The following is a 16,543-nucleotide window of genomic DNA, read 5'->3' as shown; positions in this document are numbered from 1 at the left end:
CCGCAACCGTAGCAGTCCAGGCGGTCATAGCGCGTCCAGCTCGAATGGCGGGACCATCCGGCCGTCGATGTCGGTGAAGCCGTACAACCGCGCCAGATCGCCCACACGGAGCACATTGCCGCTACGCTCCAGTACCTTGGGATCGCTGGCGAGTGCAACGATCGCACGCCCCAGGTAGCGGGGCGACTCCGTACGGGCTAGCGCCGGCTGCTCGTGCCAGCGGGTCTCGTCGGTCTGATGGCTGGCCAGAACGAACTCCGTGCGCATCCAGCCTGGAGACACTGCCACCGAGGTCACACCGTGCGGTCTGAGGTCTTGTGCCATGCCAAAGGCCAGGCGCGTCATCGCGGCCTTGGCAAGGTCATAGAACAGGTTGCCGCGCATGTATTTGTCGCCGTCCCAGAAGGTCGTGGTCACGATCAGCCCCTGACCCTGGCGAACGAAGATCGGCGCGGCCAGCCGGCTTGAAAGGAGATGGTTGCGAACGCCGCGATCGAACATCGCGTCCCATTGCACCATCGGGCGCTCCCAGAATGGAGCCTGGAACACGCCGTCGAAGGCCTCGTGCCCGCCCCAGGCGTTGTTGATCAGCAGGTCCAGGCGCCCGTGTTCGTGCTGCACTCGATCGAAGAGCGCCTGGACCTGCGCTTCGTCGGAGTGATCACAGGAGACGGCGATGCCGCGTCCGCCGGCACGTGTCACCTCCTCGGCTGTCTCGTCGATGCTGCCCGGGACACGGTGCAGGTTGGACAGTGAAAGAATCTGCTCGTAGCCGGGCGCTGGCTTCGCACGCCGGCTGCGCCCGGTGACGTACACCGTGGCGCCGGCAGCGCCCAGTTCGATGGCGCAGCCGCGGCCCGCGCCGCGACTGGCGCCGGTCACGACGGCAATGCACGATTGAAGTCTCTTCATGGATGTCGGCGGGAGTCGGTTAAGGGTGTCGGCGACCTTAGTCGGCAGGCTCGCCCGCCGTATTGGAAGAATCCGAAACGACACGCCGCAGGAACTGCGGCGGCGTCAAGCCGCACAGCACGCGGAACTCGTTGATCATGTGCGACTGGTCGTAATACCCATGTTCCAGCGCGATTTGAGCCCACTGCGGCGTTTGGGTCATCCTCAAGAGTCGAAGCGTGCCATGCAGGCGTTGCAGGCGGCGCCAGGCGCTGGGTGCCAGGCCGATCTGCGCAGCGAATAGTTGTTGCAGCCGCCGTTCGCTAAGGCCCAACTCGGCGGCCAGCGCCCGAACTGAGATACCTCCAGCGTGTGCCTGCAGGCGGCCTGCGGCATGCGCCACCCATTGCCGGGAACCCAAGTCCACCGGTCGGTGCATCGCACACAGCGCGGCCAGGATGACCCCGACCCGCGTGGTGTCGTCGGCTGCTGCGGCCAGTTGCTCAGGCAGATCGCGACGTGCCCTTGGCGAGAGGTCGCTCCAAGGTACGGTGCGACCCGCCAGCTCGTCGGCCGGGACACCCCACAGCGCCATAGAGGCCCCGGGCTCCAGCATGATCGAGAGGCCGTGCATGTGCCCGCGCATTGACAACACGACGGGACTGACGCTTGCACCGGCAACATGGACCGCGGCTGCGCCGCCTTGCAACAGGACAAGCACGCGCGACGCGCCGTCAGGAATCACCCGCTCGACGACCTCGGCGCCCGGCGCGAACCGCTCTTCGTAGGCGGTCACATGGGTCACCACCGACCGCAAGGGGGCGGGCAGGGCGAACCCCCGGAGCGTACTGGCCGGGACAGTGGTCCCCGGGGCACACGGAGGGTCATCGGGCAGTCGAAGAAACAAGCGCTCGGGCATGCACTATCCGGTCGATTCGCCAGAGCTTAGCTGCATGGATCGAGCCTTTGCTCTGAAGATCGAACGCTCACGACGGGCGAAAGGAGATTCACGCCAGACCGTAGGCCAACCTGCCCGCGACGCATGAAGTTGCGCTGCGTCAAGCGCTGCCACCCGCTGAGTGCCGAGCCAGCAGTTCGTCCCGAAGTGCGGTCGCCGCAGGGCCTCGCACACGGTCGCGCCGGTACACCACGTAAGCCTGCTCGCGCGACTCGCCCGCAGGTCCGAGGCTGCGTGCAGGAAGCTTCACGAGCCGGCCATCGTCGAGTGCCCTTTTCACCGTCCACAGCGGCAGCCGGCCCCAGCCGAGGCCGGCCTCGATGAGGGTCAGCTTGGCCTCCTGCGTGCCGACCCGACAGGTCTGTGGCGACAGCACGTTGAAATCACGCCCCGTCGACATTGCGGTCGGGTCGCTCAGCACGATCTGCAGGTGCTCGGAGATGTCTTCGAGGCGCAGGCGTGCGCGCTGGCGAACGCGATCGGCGAGCGCATGGCTAGCGGCAACGATAGGCACAACGGCGACGGTACCCAGCGGCTCCTTGATAAGCCGAGCATCGTTCAAGTCGTCACCAACTGTCACCGCCAGTGCGCACTGACCGTTCAGCAAGGCCATGAGCGGCCCTCCCAGGGGTGCCACCTGCAACTGCGTGCGCACACTAGGGAAGCGCTGGTGCATGGCGAGCAAGGCCTCGCCGACAACTGGCAGCGGAAACAAGGTATCGACGACGACAGGCAGTTCAAGCTCCAGTCCCATGCCAACGCCCTGTGCACGGGCACGCATTGTGTCGACCTTGAGCAATACCGCGCGTGCGTCTTCCAGCAGTGCGATGCCAGCCGGCGTTAGCACTGGGCGCCGGCCGCTGCGGTCGAACAGTCTGATGTCGAGCTCGGCCTCCAGGCTCGCCACGGCATGGCTCACCGCCGATTGCGCGCGCCGAAGCCGCGCCGCCCCGGCACGGAAGCCGCCAGCTTCGGCGATGGCCACAAAGGTGCGCAACTGGCCAAGGGTCAAGGCGTCGATCACAGATCTATTCAATTGATCAATAAGGTCGAAATTATGTGACTTCCGTCGATCGGAGCAAAGGTTCAAAGTGCGTCTGTCGAACCTAGATGGAGGAAACCACATGACGATCCAACCCCGTGTGCTGGTGCTGTACTACTCATCGTACGGCCACGTGGAAACCCTGGCGCACGCGGTGCGCGAGGGCGCCGAAGAGACAGGGGCTGAGGCCCGGATCAGACGCGTGCCCGAGCTGGTGCCGCCGCAGGTAGCCGAGCGAGCGGGCTACAAGCTGGCGCAGTCTGCACCCGTCGCACGCGTAGAAGAACTGGCCGAGTACGACGCAATCCTCTTCGGAACGCCCACGCGCTTCGGCACTATGGCCGCGCAGATGAAGAACTTCATCGACCAGGCGGGCGGGTTGTGGGCGCGGGACGCGCTGGTCGGTAAGGTGGGCAGCGTGTTCACCTCGACGGGCTCGCAGCACGGCGGGCAGGAAGCCACACTGCTCACGAGCCATGTGCCCCTGTTGCACCTGGGCATGCTCATCGTCGGGCTGCCCTACAGCTTCAAGGGGCAGAACCGCATGGACGAGATCACAGGTGGTAGCCCTTATGGAGCGTCGACCATCGCCGACGATGGGCAAGGCGGCGACAGGCCGCCAAGCGCGAACGAGCTCGCGGGCGCGCGCTTCCAAGGCGCACATGTGGCTTGCGTGGCGCGCGACCTGTTGCTCGGACGGCGGGCCCGGGGAGCCGTATGAGCGTGCCGAAGGCCATCGCCCCAGCCTCCCAATGGCCCGCGATCTTGCTGCTGGTCGGCGCCGGACTGGTTTCCGCCGTGCAGCTTGCCAAAGTACCGGCGGCCATGCAGGCAATACAGGCCGCTCTTGGCATGCCACTGGAGCGGGCGGCCTGGCTGCTCTCCGCCTTCGGCGTCGTGGGCGCGTTGTTCGGCACGGCCATCGGCACGGCGACCGACAGGCTAGGCGCGCGCCGCACGCTGGTGGCCGGCCTCGCATTGCAGGGTGCGGCATCGGCTGCCGGCGCATTGGTTCAGGGTGCGCCACTACTGATCGCGAGCCGGCTGGTCGAAGGTGTTGGATTCCTCGCGGTAATCGTTGCCGCTCCTGCATTGATCGCGCGTGTCGTTCCCGCCTCGCGCGCCGCTGGGCCGATGGCGGCTTGGAGCAGCTTCATGCCCGCCGGCATGGCGCTCGTGCTGCTGGCCTCGCCGTGGTTGCTGATTGCGGGCTGGCGGGCGCTTTGGTGGGTGAGCAGCGCGCTCGCCTTGGCTTATGCGGCACTGGCCGCATGGTGCGCACCACGCGACGCGAGCCAGCGTCCGCCCGCAAGAGACCGTGCCTTACCTTTACACCGCACCTTGCTCGCGCGGGGCCCGCTCGCCTTGATGTTGCTGTTCATGCTTTACGCCGGCTCGTGGTTCGCCTTGTTCGGACTGTTGCCGGTCGTGCTGGAAGGCGGCCTCGCTGCCACGCCGGCGCAAGCAAACATGCTAACGGCGCTTGCCATTGCGAGTGGTGGCATCGGTAACCTGGCGGGCGGCGCCCTGCTCGCACGGGGCATGCGGCCGGCCACGCTGGTCGCCGGAACGCTGGGCGTGTGCGCCCTACTCGCGCTGGCCGTGGCCACGGAATCGCTCGGCGCCTGGACACGCTACTGGCTCGTCGTCGCATTCGCCACCGTCGCCGGTTGTGTGCCACCGGCGCTCTTTGCCGAAGCGTCGGTGCAGGCACCCCATGAGTCGACGCTGGGCCTGACCATCGGGATGATGATGCAGGGCAACAACCTCGGGCTGGTCGCCGGTCCGGCGGCAGGCGCTGCGCTCACCGTCATGGGGGGCTGGCCCGCGCTGGCAGCCGGCGTTGCTGCGCTGGCGGGAGCGGGCATCGTGGGAGCGGTGTGGTTGTTGCCCAAGCCCGTGGCCGCCATGCAAACGCGGCGGCTCGCTGAGGCCACATCGCCGCCGGCTGAAGCCCGCCCCACGGCAAGCAGCCGAACAGAACCTCTTGCAACCGGAGCCGATAGCGTAGGCCCAGGTCACCGACAGCGCAGCACATGAACGCTCCGTGGTCCTGTCACGGTCGCGTGAGTCGTAGAGCTGCAACCTGCGCGGACCACAACTCGTCGCTAAGCCAGGGCGCCGCTGATCTTGCGAGAGTGGAGCGACGCATGAATCAAGCCAAGCAACGTCCCATTAAACGAGGCCTTGATCGCCGAGCAGTGAAGAGCCCTCGAGGAAGGTTGGGTCACGCAGAGAAACTCGATTCCATGGCCGGGAGAGTGGACATCGTTACCGCAATCGGGCAGCAGAGATCGTACGTATGGAGTTCAGGCGGAATCTCACGCGGCTCGTCGCTATCTCGTCCGTCCTGGATCCCGCCCCATGAGAAGCCGGCCTGTTGAGGCTTCCGCCTGTAACCGCTGCTCTCGCGAGCGAGTGTCTGCGTCGGGTCGGCGGCCGCCGTCGAGATACTCGCTCGCGAGAGACCGCAGTCAGTCTCAAGCAGACAAGCTCCACTCAATCGCGGCGCCTCCCCGCTCAAGGCACTTCCAGCGACTCGCCAGCGCGTGCGCCGCGCCTGTCTCTTCTCCTCAAGCCCCAGGATGCTGGTGCCGAAACTCCTGCGTCTTGCCGCCAAAACCATAGGCCGCGGCCCGCACGTCTTCCACATGCACATAGCTCTCGTGGTGCAGCGGGCCCAGCAGCGTTTCGAATCTTTCGAACGCTTCGGCGATGTAGCGCGCCTTCTCGGCCTTGGTGTTGGTCTCGTCCACCACCTTCACGTCGAAATAGAAGCTCGCGAGCTGGTGCTCCGCCAGCGATTTGCCGGCGACGAACCAGTCCCGCGGGTCGACGTAGTCGATCACCACCGCGGTCAGGTCTCGCCGCTTGCCGAGTACGCGGGTGGTCAGTTCGAGCAGCATCTCGGTGATGCGCCCGGAGAGTTCCGGTGTGCGCGCCGCGCCGATCTTCACGTTGAGAATGGGCATGTCAGGCTCCTTGGTTGTTGAGGGGTTGGTGCACGGACTGTAGGCAGCCCGGCACCGGCCGGAAACCGCCGCCGGGCACAATCGGTTTTGCTTGCCAAGCAAAGCCGGAATCCGGCACACCACACAAGGAGCCCCGCGATGAGTCCCTTCCTGCCCGACCCGGTGGACCTGCGCTGGCTGGTGCGTTCGCTGGAGCTGAAATCTTTCTCGGCGGCGGCGCGAGAGATGGGTGTGGCGGTGTCCGTCGTCTCGCGCGGTGTCGATCGCCTTGAAGCAGGCTTCGGCATTTCGCTGCTGCGCCGCTCCACGCACGGTCTGTCGGCAACACCCGAAGGCGCCGAACTCGTGCAGGGTGCGCGCGACGTGCTGGGCCGGCTCGATGAGATGGCCGCCGCGTTCGACAAGCGACGCCACCGGGTGGCCGGCACGGTGCGGCTGGCATCCAGCCAGGAGATTTGCGAACAGCTCGTCGTGCCGCAGCTCGCCACGCTGCGCGAGCGGCACCCGGCGCTGCGCATCGAGCTCGTGGCCGACGACCGCGTGGTCGATCTCGCGACTGACGGCATCGATGTGGCGCTGCGCACCACGCTGGGCAACAGCGAGGCGGTCGTCGCGCGCGAACTGGGGTCGTTCGAGCGCCGCCTGTACGCCTCGCCCGACTACCTGCGCCGGCACGGGCACCCGGCCGAGCCGGCCGAGCTGCACCAGCACCACACCGTCACGCACACCGCGCAAGGGCCCACCGTGACCTGGGCGTTCCGCCAGGGCGGGCGCAAACTCAACATCGCCGTGGCCTCGCAACTCGCGGCGAGCAGCACGGCCTTGCTGCACCGCGCACTGGTGGCCGGCGCCGGCATCGGCATGCTGTCGCAGCCCATGGCCGCGGCCGACGTGCGGGCAGGCCAGCTCGTCGAAGTGCTCAAGCCCTTCGCACCGAAAAAGCCTTACACCCTGTACGCCGTCTCATTGCCGAACCGGCGCACCGCATCGCGCGTTCAGGCCGTCACGGCCTTCCTGCAGGAAGCGGCGCGCAAGTCCTGGGGCCTGGCAGGGCGCTGAACGGCGCGCGGGCGGCGCGCCGCGGCGCGGCTCAAGCCTTCACTTCAACCACCTGCTCGAAGCCGCCGAAGATCATGCGCTTGCCGTCGAAGGGCATGGGCGGATTGCCTGGTGCCGACGGGTCCATGCGCGGGTCTTCCATCATCTTTTTCATGCCCGCGTCGCGCGTGGCCTTGTCCGGCCACTCCACCCACGAGAACGCCACCGTCTCGTCGGCCGTGGCCTGCACGGCCCGGCGGAAATCGGTGAGCTTTCCGTCGGGCACGTCGTCGCCCCAGCCTTCGATCACGCGCAGGGCGCCCAGCTCGATGAAGATCGGGTCGAGCTGGCGCGCGTGCTCGATGAACTTCTGCTTGTTGGCCGTGGGAACGGCAATGACGAAACCATCGATGTAGGACATTCCTTGACTCCTGTTGGGTTGTCGGGCCGGTGCCCTCGCCAGAGAGCACCCCCGTCCCCACGACGGTCGACCGGGCGAGAAATCGACATCGCCCCTCAAACCTTCGCCAACACCACATCTCCCACCGCCCGCGCCACACACGGCAGGCAATAGCCCTCTGCCTTTTCTTCGGCGCTCAGGCCGGGCCACGGAATGTCGTAGCGCACCTGGCCCTGCAGCAAGCGCGCCATGCACGTGCGGCAGGTGCCGTTGCGGCACGACACCGGCCAGGCGATGCCCGCGCGCGCGAGCGCCGTGAACAGGCTGGTCTCGCTGTCGGTCGGTGCTTCTAATGCCTGGCCATCGATGCGGATGCGGAAGGTGTTCATGCGCGGGCAAAGGGGAAGGGCATGCGCTTAAACTTTTTGCATGACGCTGGAGTACTGGAAGTATGACGCGGGCACCGACGCCGTCGCCCCGCTGGTGATCCCTGCGGCCCTGGGCCGCGCCCGCACCTTCGACCTCGATGCCACGCTGCAGGTCCGCGTGCAGGCGCAGGCCAGTGATCCCTGGTTCGAGTTGAGTGTGGAGGTCGATGGCCAGCGCTGGTGGGCGCGCCGCGTGCCGGCGCAAAACCCGGGCGACACCGACGGCCTGGACTACCACTGCCGCCTCACCGTCGAGGCCGATGCCGATTGCCGCGTGCGCGCCAAGGCCAACGGCCAGGGCGTGCGGGTGCTGTCGCTGGTGCTGGAGGCCCGCGAAACGGCGTACTGAACCGGGCCGTGACCGTGTAAGGTGTTGCCCCTTCGCTGTCACGCGCATGCCCACCCCGCCGCACGCCCACGCCCGCCCCGGCGCGCAAGCCCTGCGCCCGTCGCGCGCGCTCGCGCCCTTCGTGGACCACTACTGGTTCGGCAGCGGCCGCGACGCGGCCGTGGCCACGCTGCGGCCCGATGGCCGGGTGGACGCGGTGCTCGCACACGGCGCGCGCGGTGCGGCGCTGTCGGTGCATGGCTCGGTCACGGTGCGCACCGAACTCGCCTTGCAGGCCGACGCGCTGTACCTCGGCATCCAGTTCCGCGCCGGGCAGGCGCGGCACTTTCTGCGCGTGCCCACGCCGCTGCTCACCGACGGCGCGCTGCCAGGCGAAGACGCCTTCGCGCCCGCGCTGCCACGCCTGCTCGATCTCAGCGACCCGCTGGCGGCCGTGCGCGCGGTCGAGTCCGCGCTGCTGCAGCACCTGGGGCGCACGCCGCCCCAGGCCTCGCGCGCCGACGCGCTGGTGGCGCGCATCGAGGCCACGCGCGGCGCCGAGCGCATCGAAGCGCTGGCCGATCGCTTCGGCATCGGCCGCCGCCAGGTCGAGCGTTGTGTGCTGGAGGCCGTGGGCCTCACGCCCAAGGCCTTTGCGTCCATCGAGCGCTTCAACCACGCGGCGGCCTGCCTGCGCGCGGGCCTGCCGCCGGCCCAGGCCGCGTTCGACGCCGGCTACGCCGACCAGAGCCACCTGCACCAGGCCTTCCGGCGCTACGCGGCCACCACGCCCACGCGCTATGCGCGCGGCGAGGTCGCATTTCTTCAAGACGGCAAGCGCGTGCCCGACGACCATGCCGGGCATCGCAACCCCTGTCCGATCTGAAGGAGTGAAACCATGACGCTGTGGACCGGCATCGTCACCGAACACGTGCTCGCCTCGCGCGATTTCTACACCCGCCTTTTCGGCGCCGACGTGGTCTACGAAGGCGAGGGCGCGTGGTTCGTGCTGCTGCGCCTGGGCGAGCGCGAGCTGGCCTTCATGCGACCGGGCCTGGACACGCAGGCCCCGATCTTCCAGGGCGCGTACGGCGGCCAGGGCATGTGGCTTGCCCTCGACGTGGACGACGCCGAGGCCGAGCACCGCCGCCTCGTGGCCCTGGGCGCGCCCGTGGTGCTGCCGCTGCGCGACGAGCCCTGGGGCGATCGTCACTTCGTGCTGCGCGACCCGAACGGCATCGGTGTCGACATCGTGCAGCGGCTCGCCGCCTGAACCCGTTTTGCTCATGACACCCACCGACACCACCGCCCCACCGCCCTCGCTCTGGGCCGATCTGCGCGCCGCGCTGCGCGGCACGCAGGCCGACTACACGCGCATCCCGCTCAAGCGCGCGGTGCTGCTGCTGGCCATTCCCATGATGCTCGAGCTCGTGCTCGAGTCCACCTTCGCGGTGGTCGACATCTTCTTCGTCGCCCAGCTCGGCGCATCCGCCGTGGCCACGGTGGGCCTCACCGAGACCTACCTGTTCCTGCTGTACTCGGTGGCCATGGGCCTGGCCACGGCGGTCACGGCCATCGTGGCGCGGCGCGTGGGCGAGCAGCGCGGCGAGGCGGCCGCGCTGTCGGCGGTGCAGGCCATCGTGCTGGCGGTGCTCGTGTCGCTGCCGGTCACGTTCGCGGGCATCTTCTGGGCGCAAGACCTGCTGCGCCTCATGGGGGCCGACGCCTGGGCCATCGAGCACGGCTACCGCTACACGCAGTGGATGCTGGGCGGCAACCTCGTGATCCTGCTGCTGTTCGTGATCAACGCGGTGTTTCGCGGCGCGGGCGACGCGGCCACCGCCATGCGCGTGCTGTGGGTGGCCAACGCGGTCAACATCGCGCTCGACCCGCTGCTCATCTTCGGCCTCGGCCCCATACCGGCCATGGGCGTGGAGGGCGCGGCCATCGCCACCAACATCGGCCGCGGCGTGGGCGTGCTCATGCAGCTGTGGATCCTCGCGCGCGGCAGCGAACACCTGCGCCTGACGGCCGCGAGCCTGCGCTGGGACGGCGCCACGCTGCTGCAGATCGCGCGCACCTCGCTCGGCGGCATCGGCCAGATGATCATCGCCATGACGGCCTGGGTGTTCCTCATGCGCATCCTGGCCAGCCTGTCGACCGAAGCGGTGGCGGGCGCCACCATCGCCATGCGCGTGATGATGTTCACCCTCATGCCCGCGTGGGGCATGTCGAACGCCGCGGCCACGCTGGTGGGCCAGAACCTGGGCGCGGGCGACGCCGCGCGCGCCGAGGCCGCGGTGTGGCGCATCGGCTGGATGAACATGGTGTTCACGCTCGCGGTGTCGGTGGCCTTCTTCTTCGCGCACGACGCCATCATCGGCCTGTTCACCGACGACCCTGCGGTGGTCGCGGTGGGTGGCGAATGGCTGTCCATCCTCGCGTACTCGTACTTCGTGTACGGCTGGTGGATGGTGGCCGTGCAGGCCTTCAACGGCGCGGGCGACACGCTCACGCCCACCTGGATCAACTTCGTGTTCTTCTGGCTGATCCAGCTGCCGCTGGCCTGGGCGCTCGCGCTGCCGCTGGGCTGGGCGCACTCGGGCGTGTTCTGGGGCGTGTTCGTGTCGGAAACCGCGGTGGGTCTGTTCACGCTGTGGCTGTTCTCGCGCGGCGGCTGGAAAAAGGTGACGGTGTGACGGACCGCCCCGTGCCCGTGTGGCAGCTCGGCGCGCATCCGCTGGACGAACTCGTCGCGCACATCCGCGCGCTGCCACGCACGGACCGCCCGGTGTGCGTGGTGGCCATCGACGGCCGCAGCGGCAGCGGCAAATCCACCCTCGCACAGGCACTGGCCGAGGCCTTGCCGCCCGCGCGCGTGATCGAGGGCGATGACTTCTACAGCGGTGGTGTCGATCTGCGCCACGACACACCCGCCGAACGCGCAGCGGCGTGCATCGACTGGCGGCGACAGCGCGAGGTGCTCACGGCCCTGCGCGCCGGCCGGCCCGCCACCTACCGCGCCTTCGACTGGGACGCCTTCGACGGCTCGCTGTGCGCCACCGAAACGCGCGTGGCCCCGGCACCGCTCGTGGTGCTCGAAGGCGTGTACAGCGCGCGCGCCGAACTGGCCGACCTGCTCGACCTTCGCGCCGTGCTCGGGGTGGACGACGCGCTGCGCGAGCAGCGCCTGCGTGCGCGCGAAGGCGGCATCGGCCCCTGGGAGCGGCAGTGGATCGAGGCCGAAGTGCCGTATTTCGCGCGATTGCTCGCGGGCGTTGAGCGCTAGAGTCGACGCACCTGAACAAGGGAGGAAACCACACATGTTCGGCATGTTCGAAACGGCACGGCCCGGGCGGGCCTGGGGGCGGTCGGGCTTGGCGGCGGTCGCGCTGGGCATTGCGGCGGCTACGCCCGCACCGGCGCAGACCCCGCCGCAGACGGCCGCGGCCCTCCCCACGGTATTGCGCCTGTTGTGCGAAGAAGCGGCCGCCGGTGCGGCGGTGACCCTCAATGGCGAAGCGCGCGGCGAATGCCCGGCCGACGGCCCGCTCGACCTGATCGTGGTGCCCGGCAACTACCGTTTGCGTGCGGCCAAGCCGGCCGGCCCGGACCAGGAACGCGTGTTCGAGAAAGAGCTGCGCATCCTGCCGGGCACCTTGCCCCGCCAGGAGGTGCTGCTCGGCACCGCGCGGCCCACCGCCGACGCCCAGCGCCGCCAGGCCGAGCAGCAGGCACTGGCGGAGCAGGCGCGCGAGAAAGCGCTGCGCGAAAGAGCGGCCATCGAACGCCCCATCGACGACGCCCTGGCCGCCCACGACGCGCGGCACGGCCTGTTCTGCTTCGCGGTGCAGCGAACCAGCTGGCGCCACAAGCGCGCGGTGTCACCGGTGTGGGAAACCCCCACCGCGGGCGACAAGGGCCGGCCGGCGCAACTCGCCGCGCTGCGCGGCTTCGTCGAAGCCCTGCACGCCGCCGACAACGACTGGTTCGCCTGGTCCGGCTACGCCCAGGGCGGCGCCGAGCCCGAGCCGCGCTGGGACCGGCCGACGGACACCGCGTCCATCGAAGGCGCGCTGACCGCGGTGCTCGTGAACGCACGCCAGCTCTCGTTCGGGCGCGGCATCGAGGAGCAGGACGTGACCCAGCGTTGCTACAGCACGGCCGAGCAGGCGCATCTGGCGCGCCGCTGGTACGCCGGCAAGATGGGGTCGCTGGCGGTGCTGCCCCCCGGCAGCCGGCCGGCGCCGCCACCGCAGGCGGTGACGCCCGGGCGCCTGTTCTGCACCGCCGCCGTGCGCGTGGGCGACACCGCGCGCCAGGTGCGCAGCGGCGTGTGGACGCCCGGCGGGGCCACGCTGACCGACCAGCAGCTGTTCAACGCGTTCGCGACCTTCAGCAACGCGGTCCAGACCAGCGACCCTGCGCAGTGGCCTGCCCCGATGCGCGGCCCCATCGACGGCACCTGCGACGTCAAACCCGGGCTGTCGAGCAAGTGCGTGGCCCGCTTCGAAAGCGCCGGCCGCAAGGACATCCAGGGCGACATCGCCTGCCTGCCCGACGCGATGTCGGCCTTTCAGCAGCGCCAGGCTTACAAGGCCGCGGCGCTGCGCGACAAGGTCGTGAGCGACGACGTCGAGTGGGCGCCCGCGGGGGCCACCCGCATCGAAAGGCCCTGACCATGACCCACGCATTCCCGTTCCTGGCGCGCCGCCCGTTGGCCCTGTTGCTGGCCGCGCTGCTGAGCACCGTGCTGTCGGCCCTGGCCGCGCCCGCGCGGGCGGCTCCCAACGCCCCGGCCGCGGGCGACGCGGCCCACCTGCAGGGCCTGGTCTCGCAGCTCGACGCCATGGACCGCGCCGAGCTGCTGGACCTGCTCGACCAGGCCGACCGCTGCACGCTGGCGCGCGACTTCGACTGCGCCGAGGCGCGCCACCGCCGCGCGCGCCTGTACGCGCACCAGCAGCGCGACCGCGCCTGGCTGGCCAAATCGAAAGCCTTCCTCGAGGAAGAGCGCGAACTGCAGGCGCGCGAAGAGAAACGGCGCGAGCGCGAGGCGCAACGCCTGGCGCTGGAAGACGAATGCGCGCGCTTTTGCCCCGTGCCCGCGCAGTACCGCCAGTGCGTGGCGGGCCAGCGCTACGTGGGCAACTGCACCGACGGCAGCCCCACGCCCAGCCTGGCCGACGGCATGCGCGAAGGCTTCGCGTCGGCCATGAACGGGGCGCAGCGCCTGAACAACATCCACAACCAGGCCATGAACCGCCTGCAGGACACCCAGGCCGAGCAGCGGCGCGCCACGGCCCGCGATGAAGAGGCGCAGCAGACCCGCCGCACGCAGCAGGCGGCGCTGGCGCGCGAACGCCAGTCGCAGGCCCAGGCACCCGCACCGTCGCAGGCCGCCGCGCCCACCCGGGCCGAAGCGCCGCTCTACACCTTCAACTGGCCGGGCAGCCTGAGCTCGGACAGCATGCACGCGTCCGAGGCCGAGGCGCGCGCCGAGGTCGCGCGCCTGGCCGAGCGCGCGCGCCGCGGCGAAACCGAGCCGACGAAGATCCAGCGCGGCCTCATTCCCGACGCGGTGTCCTACGAGTGGGTCAAGACCGGCCCGACCCAGTGCCGGCCGAACACCAGCGGTGGCAAAACCCTCTGGTGGTGCTGGGCCGACACCGAGTACCGCGTGGTGTCGCGCGCACCGCGCCCCAGCGGCGGCAACAACGCGCCGGCCGCGGGCGTGGCGCGCTGAACGCGGCGCCGCTACTGGCGCGCCGCCTTCTTCGGCTTGGCCGCGGGCTTGAGCCGCGCGCCGGCGTCATCGAGCCACAGCAGGGCTTCGGTGTGCGCCATGAAGCGGCGCAGGTAGTCGGGCGAGAGCTCGGTGAGCAGGCCCAGGGTGCGCAGCACCAGCATGTGCGAATTGAGCGGGCCCGCGTTTTCGGCGCCGCGCCGCACCGCCTGGTGCACGGCCTCGACCGCGCTCAGGCGGGCCCAGCTCTCGTGAAAGGCCGCGGCGCTGCGCAGCTCGCCGCGCGCGGTGGCCGAGCGGCCCGTGACCCGCTCGATGTGGCGGTTGAGCTCGGTCAGCGGCGCGGCGTGCGGCTTATTCACGCGGGGCCCCGCTTGCGGCGGTGGACGAGGCCGTGGGGGCGGGCGTGCGCGGCACGGGCGCCATTTCCACGCGGCGGTTGAGCGCGCGGCCTTTTTCGTCGGCGTTCGAGGCCACGGGCTGTTCGGCGCCGAAGGCGGCGCTGAACACGCGCTGCGGCGGCATGCCTTCCTGAATCAGCGCGCGCGTGACCGTGAGCGCGCGCTGCGCCGAGAGTTCGAGGTTGTCGGCGAAGCGCTGGTTGCTCGCGTGCACCGGGCGGTCGTCGGTGAAGCCGCTCACCATCAGCATCTCGTCGCGCTCGCCCAGGTACACCTGCAGCGGCGGCACCAGGCTCTTGAGGATCTGCCGGCCCTCGGGGCGCAGCTCGTCGGAGTTGAGCGCGAACAGCACGCTGCCGCTGATGCCGATGCGGCCGTTGTTCAAGGTGACGCGCCCGCTTTGCAGCGGGATCGCGAGCGCCTTCTCGAGCGCCATGCGGCGCTGCTCCTCCTGCTCGCGCTTGCGCACCTCGGCCTGCAGGCTGTTCACCAGGTCCATCTGCACCACGAGCACGCCGACCAGGATGAGCACGAAGGCGCCCACCAGCCCGGCCATGAGGTCGCCGAAGGCGGCCCACACGGGGGCCTGGTGCTCGGCGTGTTCGGCGTCGTCGCCGTGGCGGTCGTCCAGCCCCAGCATCAGGCGGCCTTGCGGGTGTCGGGCTGGCCGCGCAGGCGGCGCAGGTCTTCGACGATGCCTTGCTGCGCGCTGATGCTGAGGTCGACCACCTCGCGCGCCTGCGCCACGTAGTAGGCGAGCTGTTCGTCGCTGCGCGCCATCGATTGCGCGAGCGCGTCCTGAATGGCCTGCAGGCTTTGCATGAGCGCGTGGTTGCTGTCGCTGAAGCGCTGCACGCCCTGGCCGAACGCTTCGCCGAGCTGCGCGAGGCCGGTGGCGCTGGTCTGGATGCGCGCGGCCACGTCTTCGGCGTGCACGGCCTGCGCGCCCACGGTGTCGGCGAATTGGCGGCCCACCTGGTCGAGCACCGCGCCGGCCGAGCCGACCAGGGCTTCGATCGCGGCGCGCTGCCCGTCGGTGGTCTGCTGCACGCGCTGCAGCAGGGCGTCGATCTGCTGCATGAGCGTGGCGCGTTCCTGCAGCGCGGCGTTATCGCGCTCGCTCAGGCGGCCGAGTTCGCGGCGCAGCTGCGCCATCACCTCAGCCGCCGCGCGCGGGGCTTCGGCGGCGCTGTCGATCAGGCGGGCCATGGGCGCTTCGAGCGCCTGGCCCAGCTGCGTGAGCTGGGCCCCGGCCTGCGCGTTGAACGCGGCCTGCTGCTCGCCCAGGCGCTGCAGCGCGGCCTCGCCGCGCGCGTCGAACCGATCGGCCAGGGCCTGCACCTGCTCGGCCACCGTCGCGCTCACCCGCGCGTGCAGTTGTGCGGCCTCGTGCGCCACGCGTTCGTGCAGCCGCGCGCTGTCTTGCGCCATGCCCGCCATGGCCGTGCTCACCACGGGCGTCAGGTGCTCGCCGGCCGCGCGCGCACCGGCCTCCAGGCCCTGGCGCAGCGATTGTTCGACCGAGCGCGCGAGCTCGCGGTAGGCCGCGTCGGCGCGGTCGAGGAAGGCGCCCTGGCGCGCAAGCAGTTCTTCATCGAGCCGCTGGCCGCGCTGCTCCACCTGCGCCACCAGGGTCTGCAGCTGCGCCACCACCGCGGGCAGGGCCTGGGCCTGCTGCTGCAGCGCGTCGACCGTGGCCTGGCGCTGGTGCGCGAGCGAGAACGCGCGGAAATGCGTGGCCACGCGCGCGTCGAGCAGGCGCAGCGCCTCGGCGCGCTCGCGGCGCGCGATGGCCGACATCAGGCCCAGCATGGCCGAGGTGGCCACGCCCACCACCGAGGTGCCGAAGGCCAGGCCCAGGCCCTTGATGGGCGCGGCCAGCGCGGTGCGGATGGCCTGCAGATCGGCCGAGCCTTCGAGCGTGAACACCACGCCCTTGAAGGTGATGACCATGCCCAGGAAGGTGCCCAGCATGCCCAGCATCACGAGCAGGCCGATGAGGTAGGGCGTGAGCGCCAGGCCGGGCAGGGCGCCGCGCTCGGTCTCGATGCGCTGGCGCACGGCGGCCTGCAGCGCGGCGGGCACGCGCGGCAGCCAGTCGTCGAGCGCGGCCAGGGGCTGCGGCACCTCGGCCAGTGCGTGCACCAGGCCCGCGGTGGCCTGGCGGTGGCGCTGCAGCTCGTGCGCGCCCACGAGGTAGGCCGCGCCGATCAGCGCGGTCATGGCCAGGGCCAGGGCGCTGGTGCCGATGAAGCCCAGGCCCACCCAGGCGAGGGACGCGAGCCCGAGCGCGAAGGCGGCGGCGAAGAAAAAGCGGTTCAGGGAAGCACGGTTCATGG

General features: G+C 70.1%; 19 protein-coding genes. 10 read left to right on the top strand and 9 right to left on the bottom strand.

The window, feature by feature from the left end; genetic code table 11:
• Positions 1-24 precede the first annotated feature (24 nt).
• From WDZ95_RS03095 to WDZ95_RS03085, 3 genes are all read right to left on the bottom strand, one after another.
• Positions 25-912, bottom strand: a complete 888-nt coding sequence (locus tag WDZ95_RS03095; RefSeq protein WP_425776148.1) for an SDR family oxidoreductase — start codon at positions 910-912, stop codon at positions 25-27.
• A gap of 37 nt (positions 913-949) precedes the next feature.
• A complete protein-coding gene (locus WDZ95_RS03090) occupies positions 950-1,810 on the bottom strand; it encodes a helix-turn-helix domain-containing protein (RefSeq protein WP_425776147.1) in 861 nt (286 codons plus the stop codon).
• A gap of 139 nt (positions 1,811-1,949) precedes the next feature.
• Entirely contained in the window at positions 1,950-2,873 is a 924-nt protein-coding gene (locus WDZ95_RS03085; RefSeq protein WP_425776146.1) for a LysR family transcriptional regulator, read from the bottom strand.
• A gap of 100 nt (positions 2,874-2,973) precedes the next feature.
• Between WDZ95_RS03085 and wrbA the strand changes: the two genes are divergently transcribed.
• Both wrbA and WDZ95_RS03075 read left to right on the top strand, forming a co-directional pair.
• Positions 2,974-3,612 carry an NAD(P)H:quinone oxidoreductase gene (gene wrbA / locus WDZ95_RS03080; protein ID WP_425776145.1) on the top strand — a complete coding sequence of 213 codons (639 nt, stop codon included), beginning with the start codon at positions 2,974-2,976 and terminating at the stop codon, positions 3,610-3,612.
• The gene (locus WDZ95_RS03075; protein WP_425776144.1) at positions 3,609-4,931 is read left to right on the top strand and encodes a CynX/NimT family MFS transporter; all 1,323 of its coding nucleotides are present in this window, start codon (positions 3,609-3,611) and stop codon (positions 4,929-4,931) included. The genes wrbA and WDZ95_RS03075 overlap by 4 nt, the downstream gene beginning before the upstream one ends.
• Before the next feature lie 533 nt (positions 4,932-5,464).
• Here the strand turns inward: WDZ95_RS03075 and WDZ95_RS03070 are convergent.
• Entirely contained in the window at positions 5,465-5,863 is a 399-nt protein-coding gene (locus WDZ95_RS03070; RefSeq protein ID WP_425776143.1) for a tautomerase family protein, read from the bottom strand.
• A 138-nt stretch (positions 5,864-6,001) separates the two neighbouring features.
• Here WDZ95_RS03070 and WDZ95_RS03065 point away from each other — a divergent pair, with 138 nt between their 5' ends.
• Positions 6,002-6,922, top strand: coding sequence for a LysR family transcriptional regulator (locus WDZ95_RS03065; protein ID WP_425776142.1), 921 nt, complete (start codon positions 6,002-6,004; stop codon positions 6,920-6,922).
• Positions 6,923-6,953: 31 nt separating this feature from the next.
• On the opposite strand, the gene WDZ95_RS03060 is transcribed toward WDZ95_RS03065, so the two are convergent.
• Positions 6,954-7,322, bottom strand: coding sequence for a DUF1428 domain-containing protein (locus WDZ95_RS03060; protein WP_166227206.1), 369 nt, complete (start codon positions 7,320-7,322; stop codon positions 6,954-6,956).
• A 95-nt stretch (positions 7,323-7,417) separates the two neighbouring features.
• The gene (locus WDZ95_RS03055; protein ID WP_425776141.1) at positions 7,418-7,690 is read right to left on the bottom strand and encodes a 2Fe-2S iron-sulfur cluster-binding protein; all 273 of its coding nucleotides are present in this window, start codon (positions 7,688-7,690) and stop codon (positions 7,418-7,420) included.
• Positions 7,691-7,730: 40 nt separating this feature from the next.
• Between WDZ95_RS03055 and WDZ95_RS03050 the strand changes: the two genes are divergently transcribed.
• From WDZ95_RS03050 to WDZ95_RS03020, 7 genes are read left to right on the top strand one after another with little or no spacing between them, the layout of a single operon-like run.
• Positions 7,731-8,078 (top strand): hypothetical protein, encoded by a 348-nt coding sequence (locus WDZ95_RS03050; protein WP_425776140.1) that lies wholly within the window; start codon positions 7,731-7,733, stop codon positions 8,076-8,078.
• Positions 8,079-8,124: 46 nt separating this feature from the next.
• Positions 8,125-8,943: a helix-turn-helix domain-containing protein gene (locus WDZ95_RS03045; protein WP_425776139.1), complete on the top strand. Its 819-nt coding sequence runs from the start codon at positions 8,125-8,127 to the stop codon at positions 8,941-8,943.
• Positions 8,944-8,955: 12 nt separating this feature from the next.
• On the top strand, positions 8,956-9,330 hold the full coding sequence (locus tag WDZ95_RS03040; RefSeq protein ID WP_425776138.1) for a VOC family protein: 375 nt from the start codon (positions 8,956-8,958) through the stop codon (positions 9,328-9,330).
• A 13-nt stretch (positions 9,331-9,343) separates the two neighbouring features.
• On the top strand, positions 9,344-10,756 hold the full coding sequence (locus WDZ95_RS03035) for an MATE family efflux transporter (protein WP_425776137.1): 1,413 nt from the start codon (positions 9,344-9,346) through the stop codon (positions 10,754-10,756).
• Positions 10,753-11,346, top strand: coding sequence for a uridine kinase family protein (locus WDZ95_RS03030; RefSeq protein WP_425776136.1), 594 nt, complete (start codon positions 10,753-10,755; stop codon positions 11,344-11,346). The genes WDZ95_RS03035 and WDZ95_RS03030 overlap by 4 nt, the downstream gene beginning before the upstream one ends.
• 34 nt (positions 11,347-11,380) lie before the next feature.
• Complete coding sequence (locus WDZ95_RS03025; RefSeq protein WP_425776135.1) at positions 11,381-12,736, top strand: hypothetical protein; 1,356 nt, start codon at positions 11,381-11,383, stop codon at positions 12,734-12,736.
• Positions 12,737-12,738: 2 nt separating this feature from the next.
• Positions 12,739-13,803 (top strand): hypothetical protein, encoded by a 1,065-nt coding sequence (locus WDZ95_RS03020; RefSeq protein ID WP_425776134.1) that lies wholly within the window; start codon positions 12,739-12,741, stop codon positions 13,801-13,803.
• 11 nt (positions 13,804-13,814) lie between these two features.
• Here WDZ95_RS03020 and WDZ95_RS03015 read toward each other — a convergent pair whose 3' ends face one another.
• The 3 genes from WDZ95_RS03015 to WDZ95_RS03005 are packed head-to-tail and all read right to left on the bottom strand — an operon-like array spanning position 13,815 to position 16,541.
• A complete protein-coding gene (locus WDZ95_RS03015; RefSeq protein ID WP_425776133.1) occupies positions 13,815-14,165 on the bottom strand; it encodes a DUF2894 domain-containing protein in 351 nt (116 codons plus the stop codon).
• Positions 14,158-14,844: an OmpA family protein gene (locus WDZ95_RS03010; RefSeq protein WP_425776132.1), complete on the bottom strand. Its 687-nt coding sequence runs from the start codon at positions 14,842-14,844 to the stop codon at positions 14,158-14,160. The genes WDZ95_RS03015 and WDZ95_RS03010 overlap by 8 nt, the downstream gene beginning before the upstream one ends.
• The gene (locus WDZ95_RS03005; protein ID WP_425776131.1) at positions 14,844-16,541 is read right to left on the bottom strand and encodes a hypothetical protein; all 1,698 of its coding nucleotides are present in this window, start codon (positions 16,539-16,541) and stop codon (positions 14,844-14,846) included. The genes WDZ95_RS03010 and WDZ95_RS03005 overlap by 1 nt, the downstream gene beginning before the upstream one ends.
• Positions 16,542-16,543: the final 2 nt, after the last annotated feature.

Origin of the sequence: Hydrogenophaga sp. T2 (assembly GCF_049843535.1) — a bacterium.
Taxonomy (GTDB): domain Bacteria; phylum Pseudomonadota; class Gammaproteobacteria; order Burkholderiales; family Burkholderiaceae_C; genus Hydrogenophaga; species Hydrogenophaga crocea.
This window is presented reverse-complemented; position numbering and strand designations above follow the sequence as displayed.

What these genes read in the sequence shown, in the direction of transcription:
- WDZ95_RS03045 (WP_425776139.1), top strand. Translation starts at nt 8,125, where the DNA reads ATGCCCACCCCGCCGCACGCCCACGCCCGCCCCGGCGCGCAAGCCCTG.
- WDZ95_RS03050 (WP_425776140.1), top strand. Translation starts at nt 7,731, where the DNA reads ATGACGCTGGAGTACTGGAAGTATGACGCGGGCACCGACGCCGTCGCC.
- WDZ95_RS03055 (WP_425776141.1), bottom strand. Translation starts at nt 7,690, where the DNA reads ATGAACACCTTCCGCATCCGCATCGATGGCCAGGCATTAGAAGCACCG.
- WDZ95_RS03025 (WP_425776135.1), top strand. Translation starts at nt 11,381, where the DNA reads ATGTTCGGCATGTTCGAAACGGCACGGCCCGGGCGGGCCTGGGGGCGG.
- WDZ95_RS03075 (WP_425776144.1), top strand. Translation starts at nt 3,609, where the DNA reads ATGAGCGTGCCGAAGGCCATCGCCCCAGCCTCCCAATGGCCCGCGATC.
- WDZ95_RS03035 (WP_425776137.1), top strand. Translation starts at nt 9,344, where the DNA reads ATGACACCCACCGACACCACCGCCCCACCGCCCTCGCTCTGGGCCGAT.
- WDZ95_RS03065 (WP_425776142.1), top strand. Translation starts at nt 6,002, where the DNA reads ATGAGTCCCTTCCTGCCCGACCCGGTGGACCTGCGCTGGCTGGTGCGT.
- WDZ95_RS03070 (WP_425776143.1), bottom strand. Translation starts at nt 5,863, where the DNA reads ATGCCCATTCTCAACGTGAAGATCGGCGCGGCGCGCACACCGGAACTC.
- WDZ95_RS03090 (WP_425776147.1), bottom strand. Translation starts at nt 1,810, where the DNA reads ATGCCCGAGCGCTTGTTTCTTCGACTGCCCGATGACCCTCCGTGTGCC.
- WDZ95_RS03060 (WP_166227206.1), bottom strand. Translation starts at nt 7,322, where the DNA reads ATGTCCTACATCGATGGTTTCGTCATTGCCGTTCCCACGGCCAACAAG.
- wrbA (WP_425776145.1), top strand. Translation starts at nt 2,974, where the DNA reads ATGACGATCCAACCCCGTGTGCTGGTGCTGTACTACTCATCGTACGGC.
- WDZ95_RS03020 (WP_425776134.1), top strand. Translation starts at nt 12,739, where the DNA reads ATGACCCACGCATTCCCGTTCCTGGCGCGCCGCCCGTTGGCCCTGTTG.
- WDZ95_RS03095 (WP_425776148.1), bottom strand. Translation starts at nt 912, where the DNA reads ATGAAGAGACTTCAATCGTGCATTGCCGTCGTGACCGGCGCCAGTCGC.
- WDZ95_RS03040 (WP_425776138.1), top strand. Translation starts at nt 8,956, where the DNA reads ATGACGCTGTGGACCGGCATCGTCACCGAACACGTGCTCGCCTCGCGC.
- WDZ95_RS03010 (WP_425776132.1), bottom strand. Translation starts at nt 14,844, where the DNA reads ATGCTGGGGCTGGACGACCGCCACGGCGACGACGCCGAACACGCCGAG.
- WDZ95_RS03005 (WP_425776131.1), bottom strand. Translation starts at nt 16,541, where the DNA reads ATGAACCGTGCTTCCCTGAACCGCTTTTTCTTCGCCGCCGCCTTCGCG.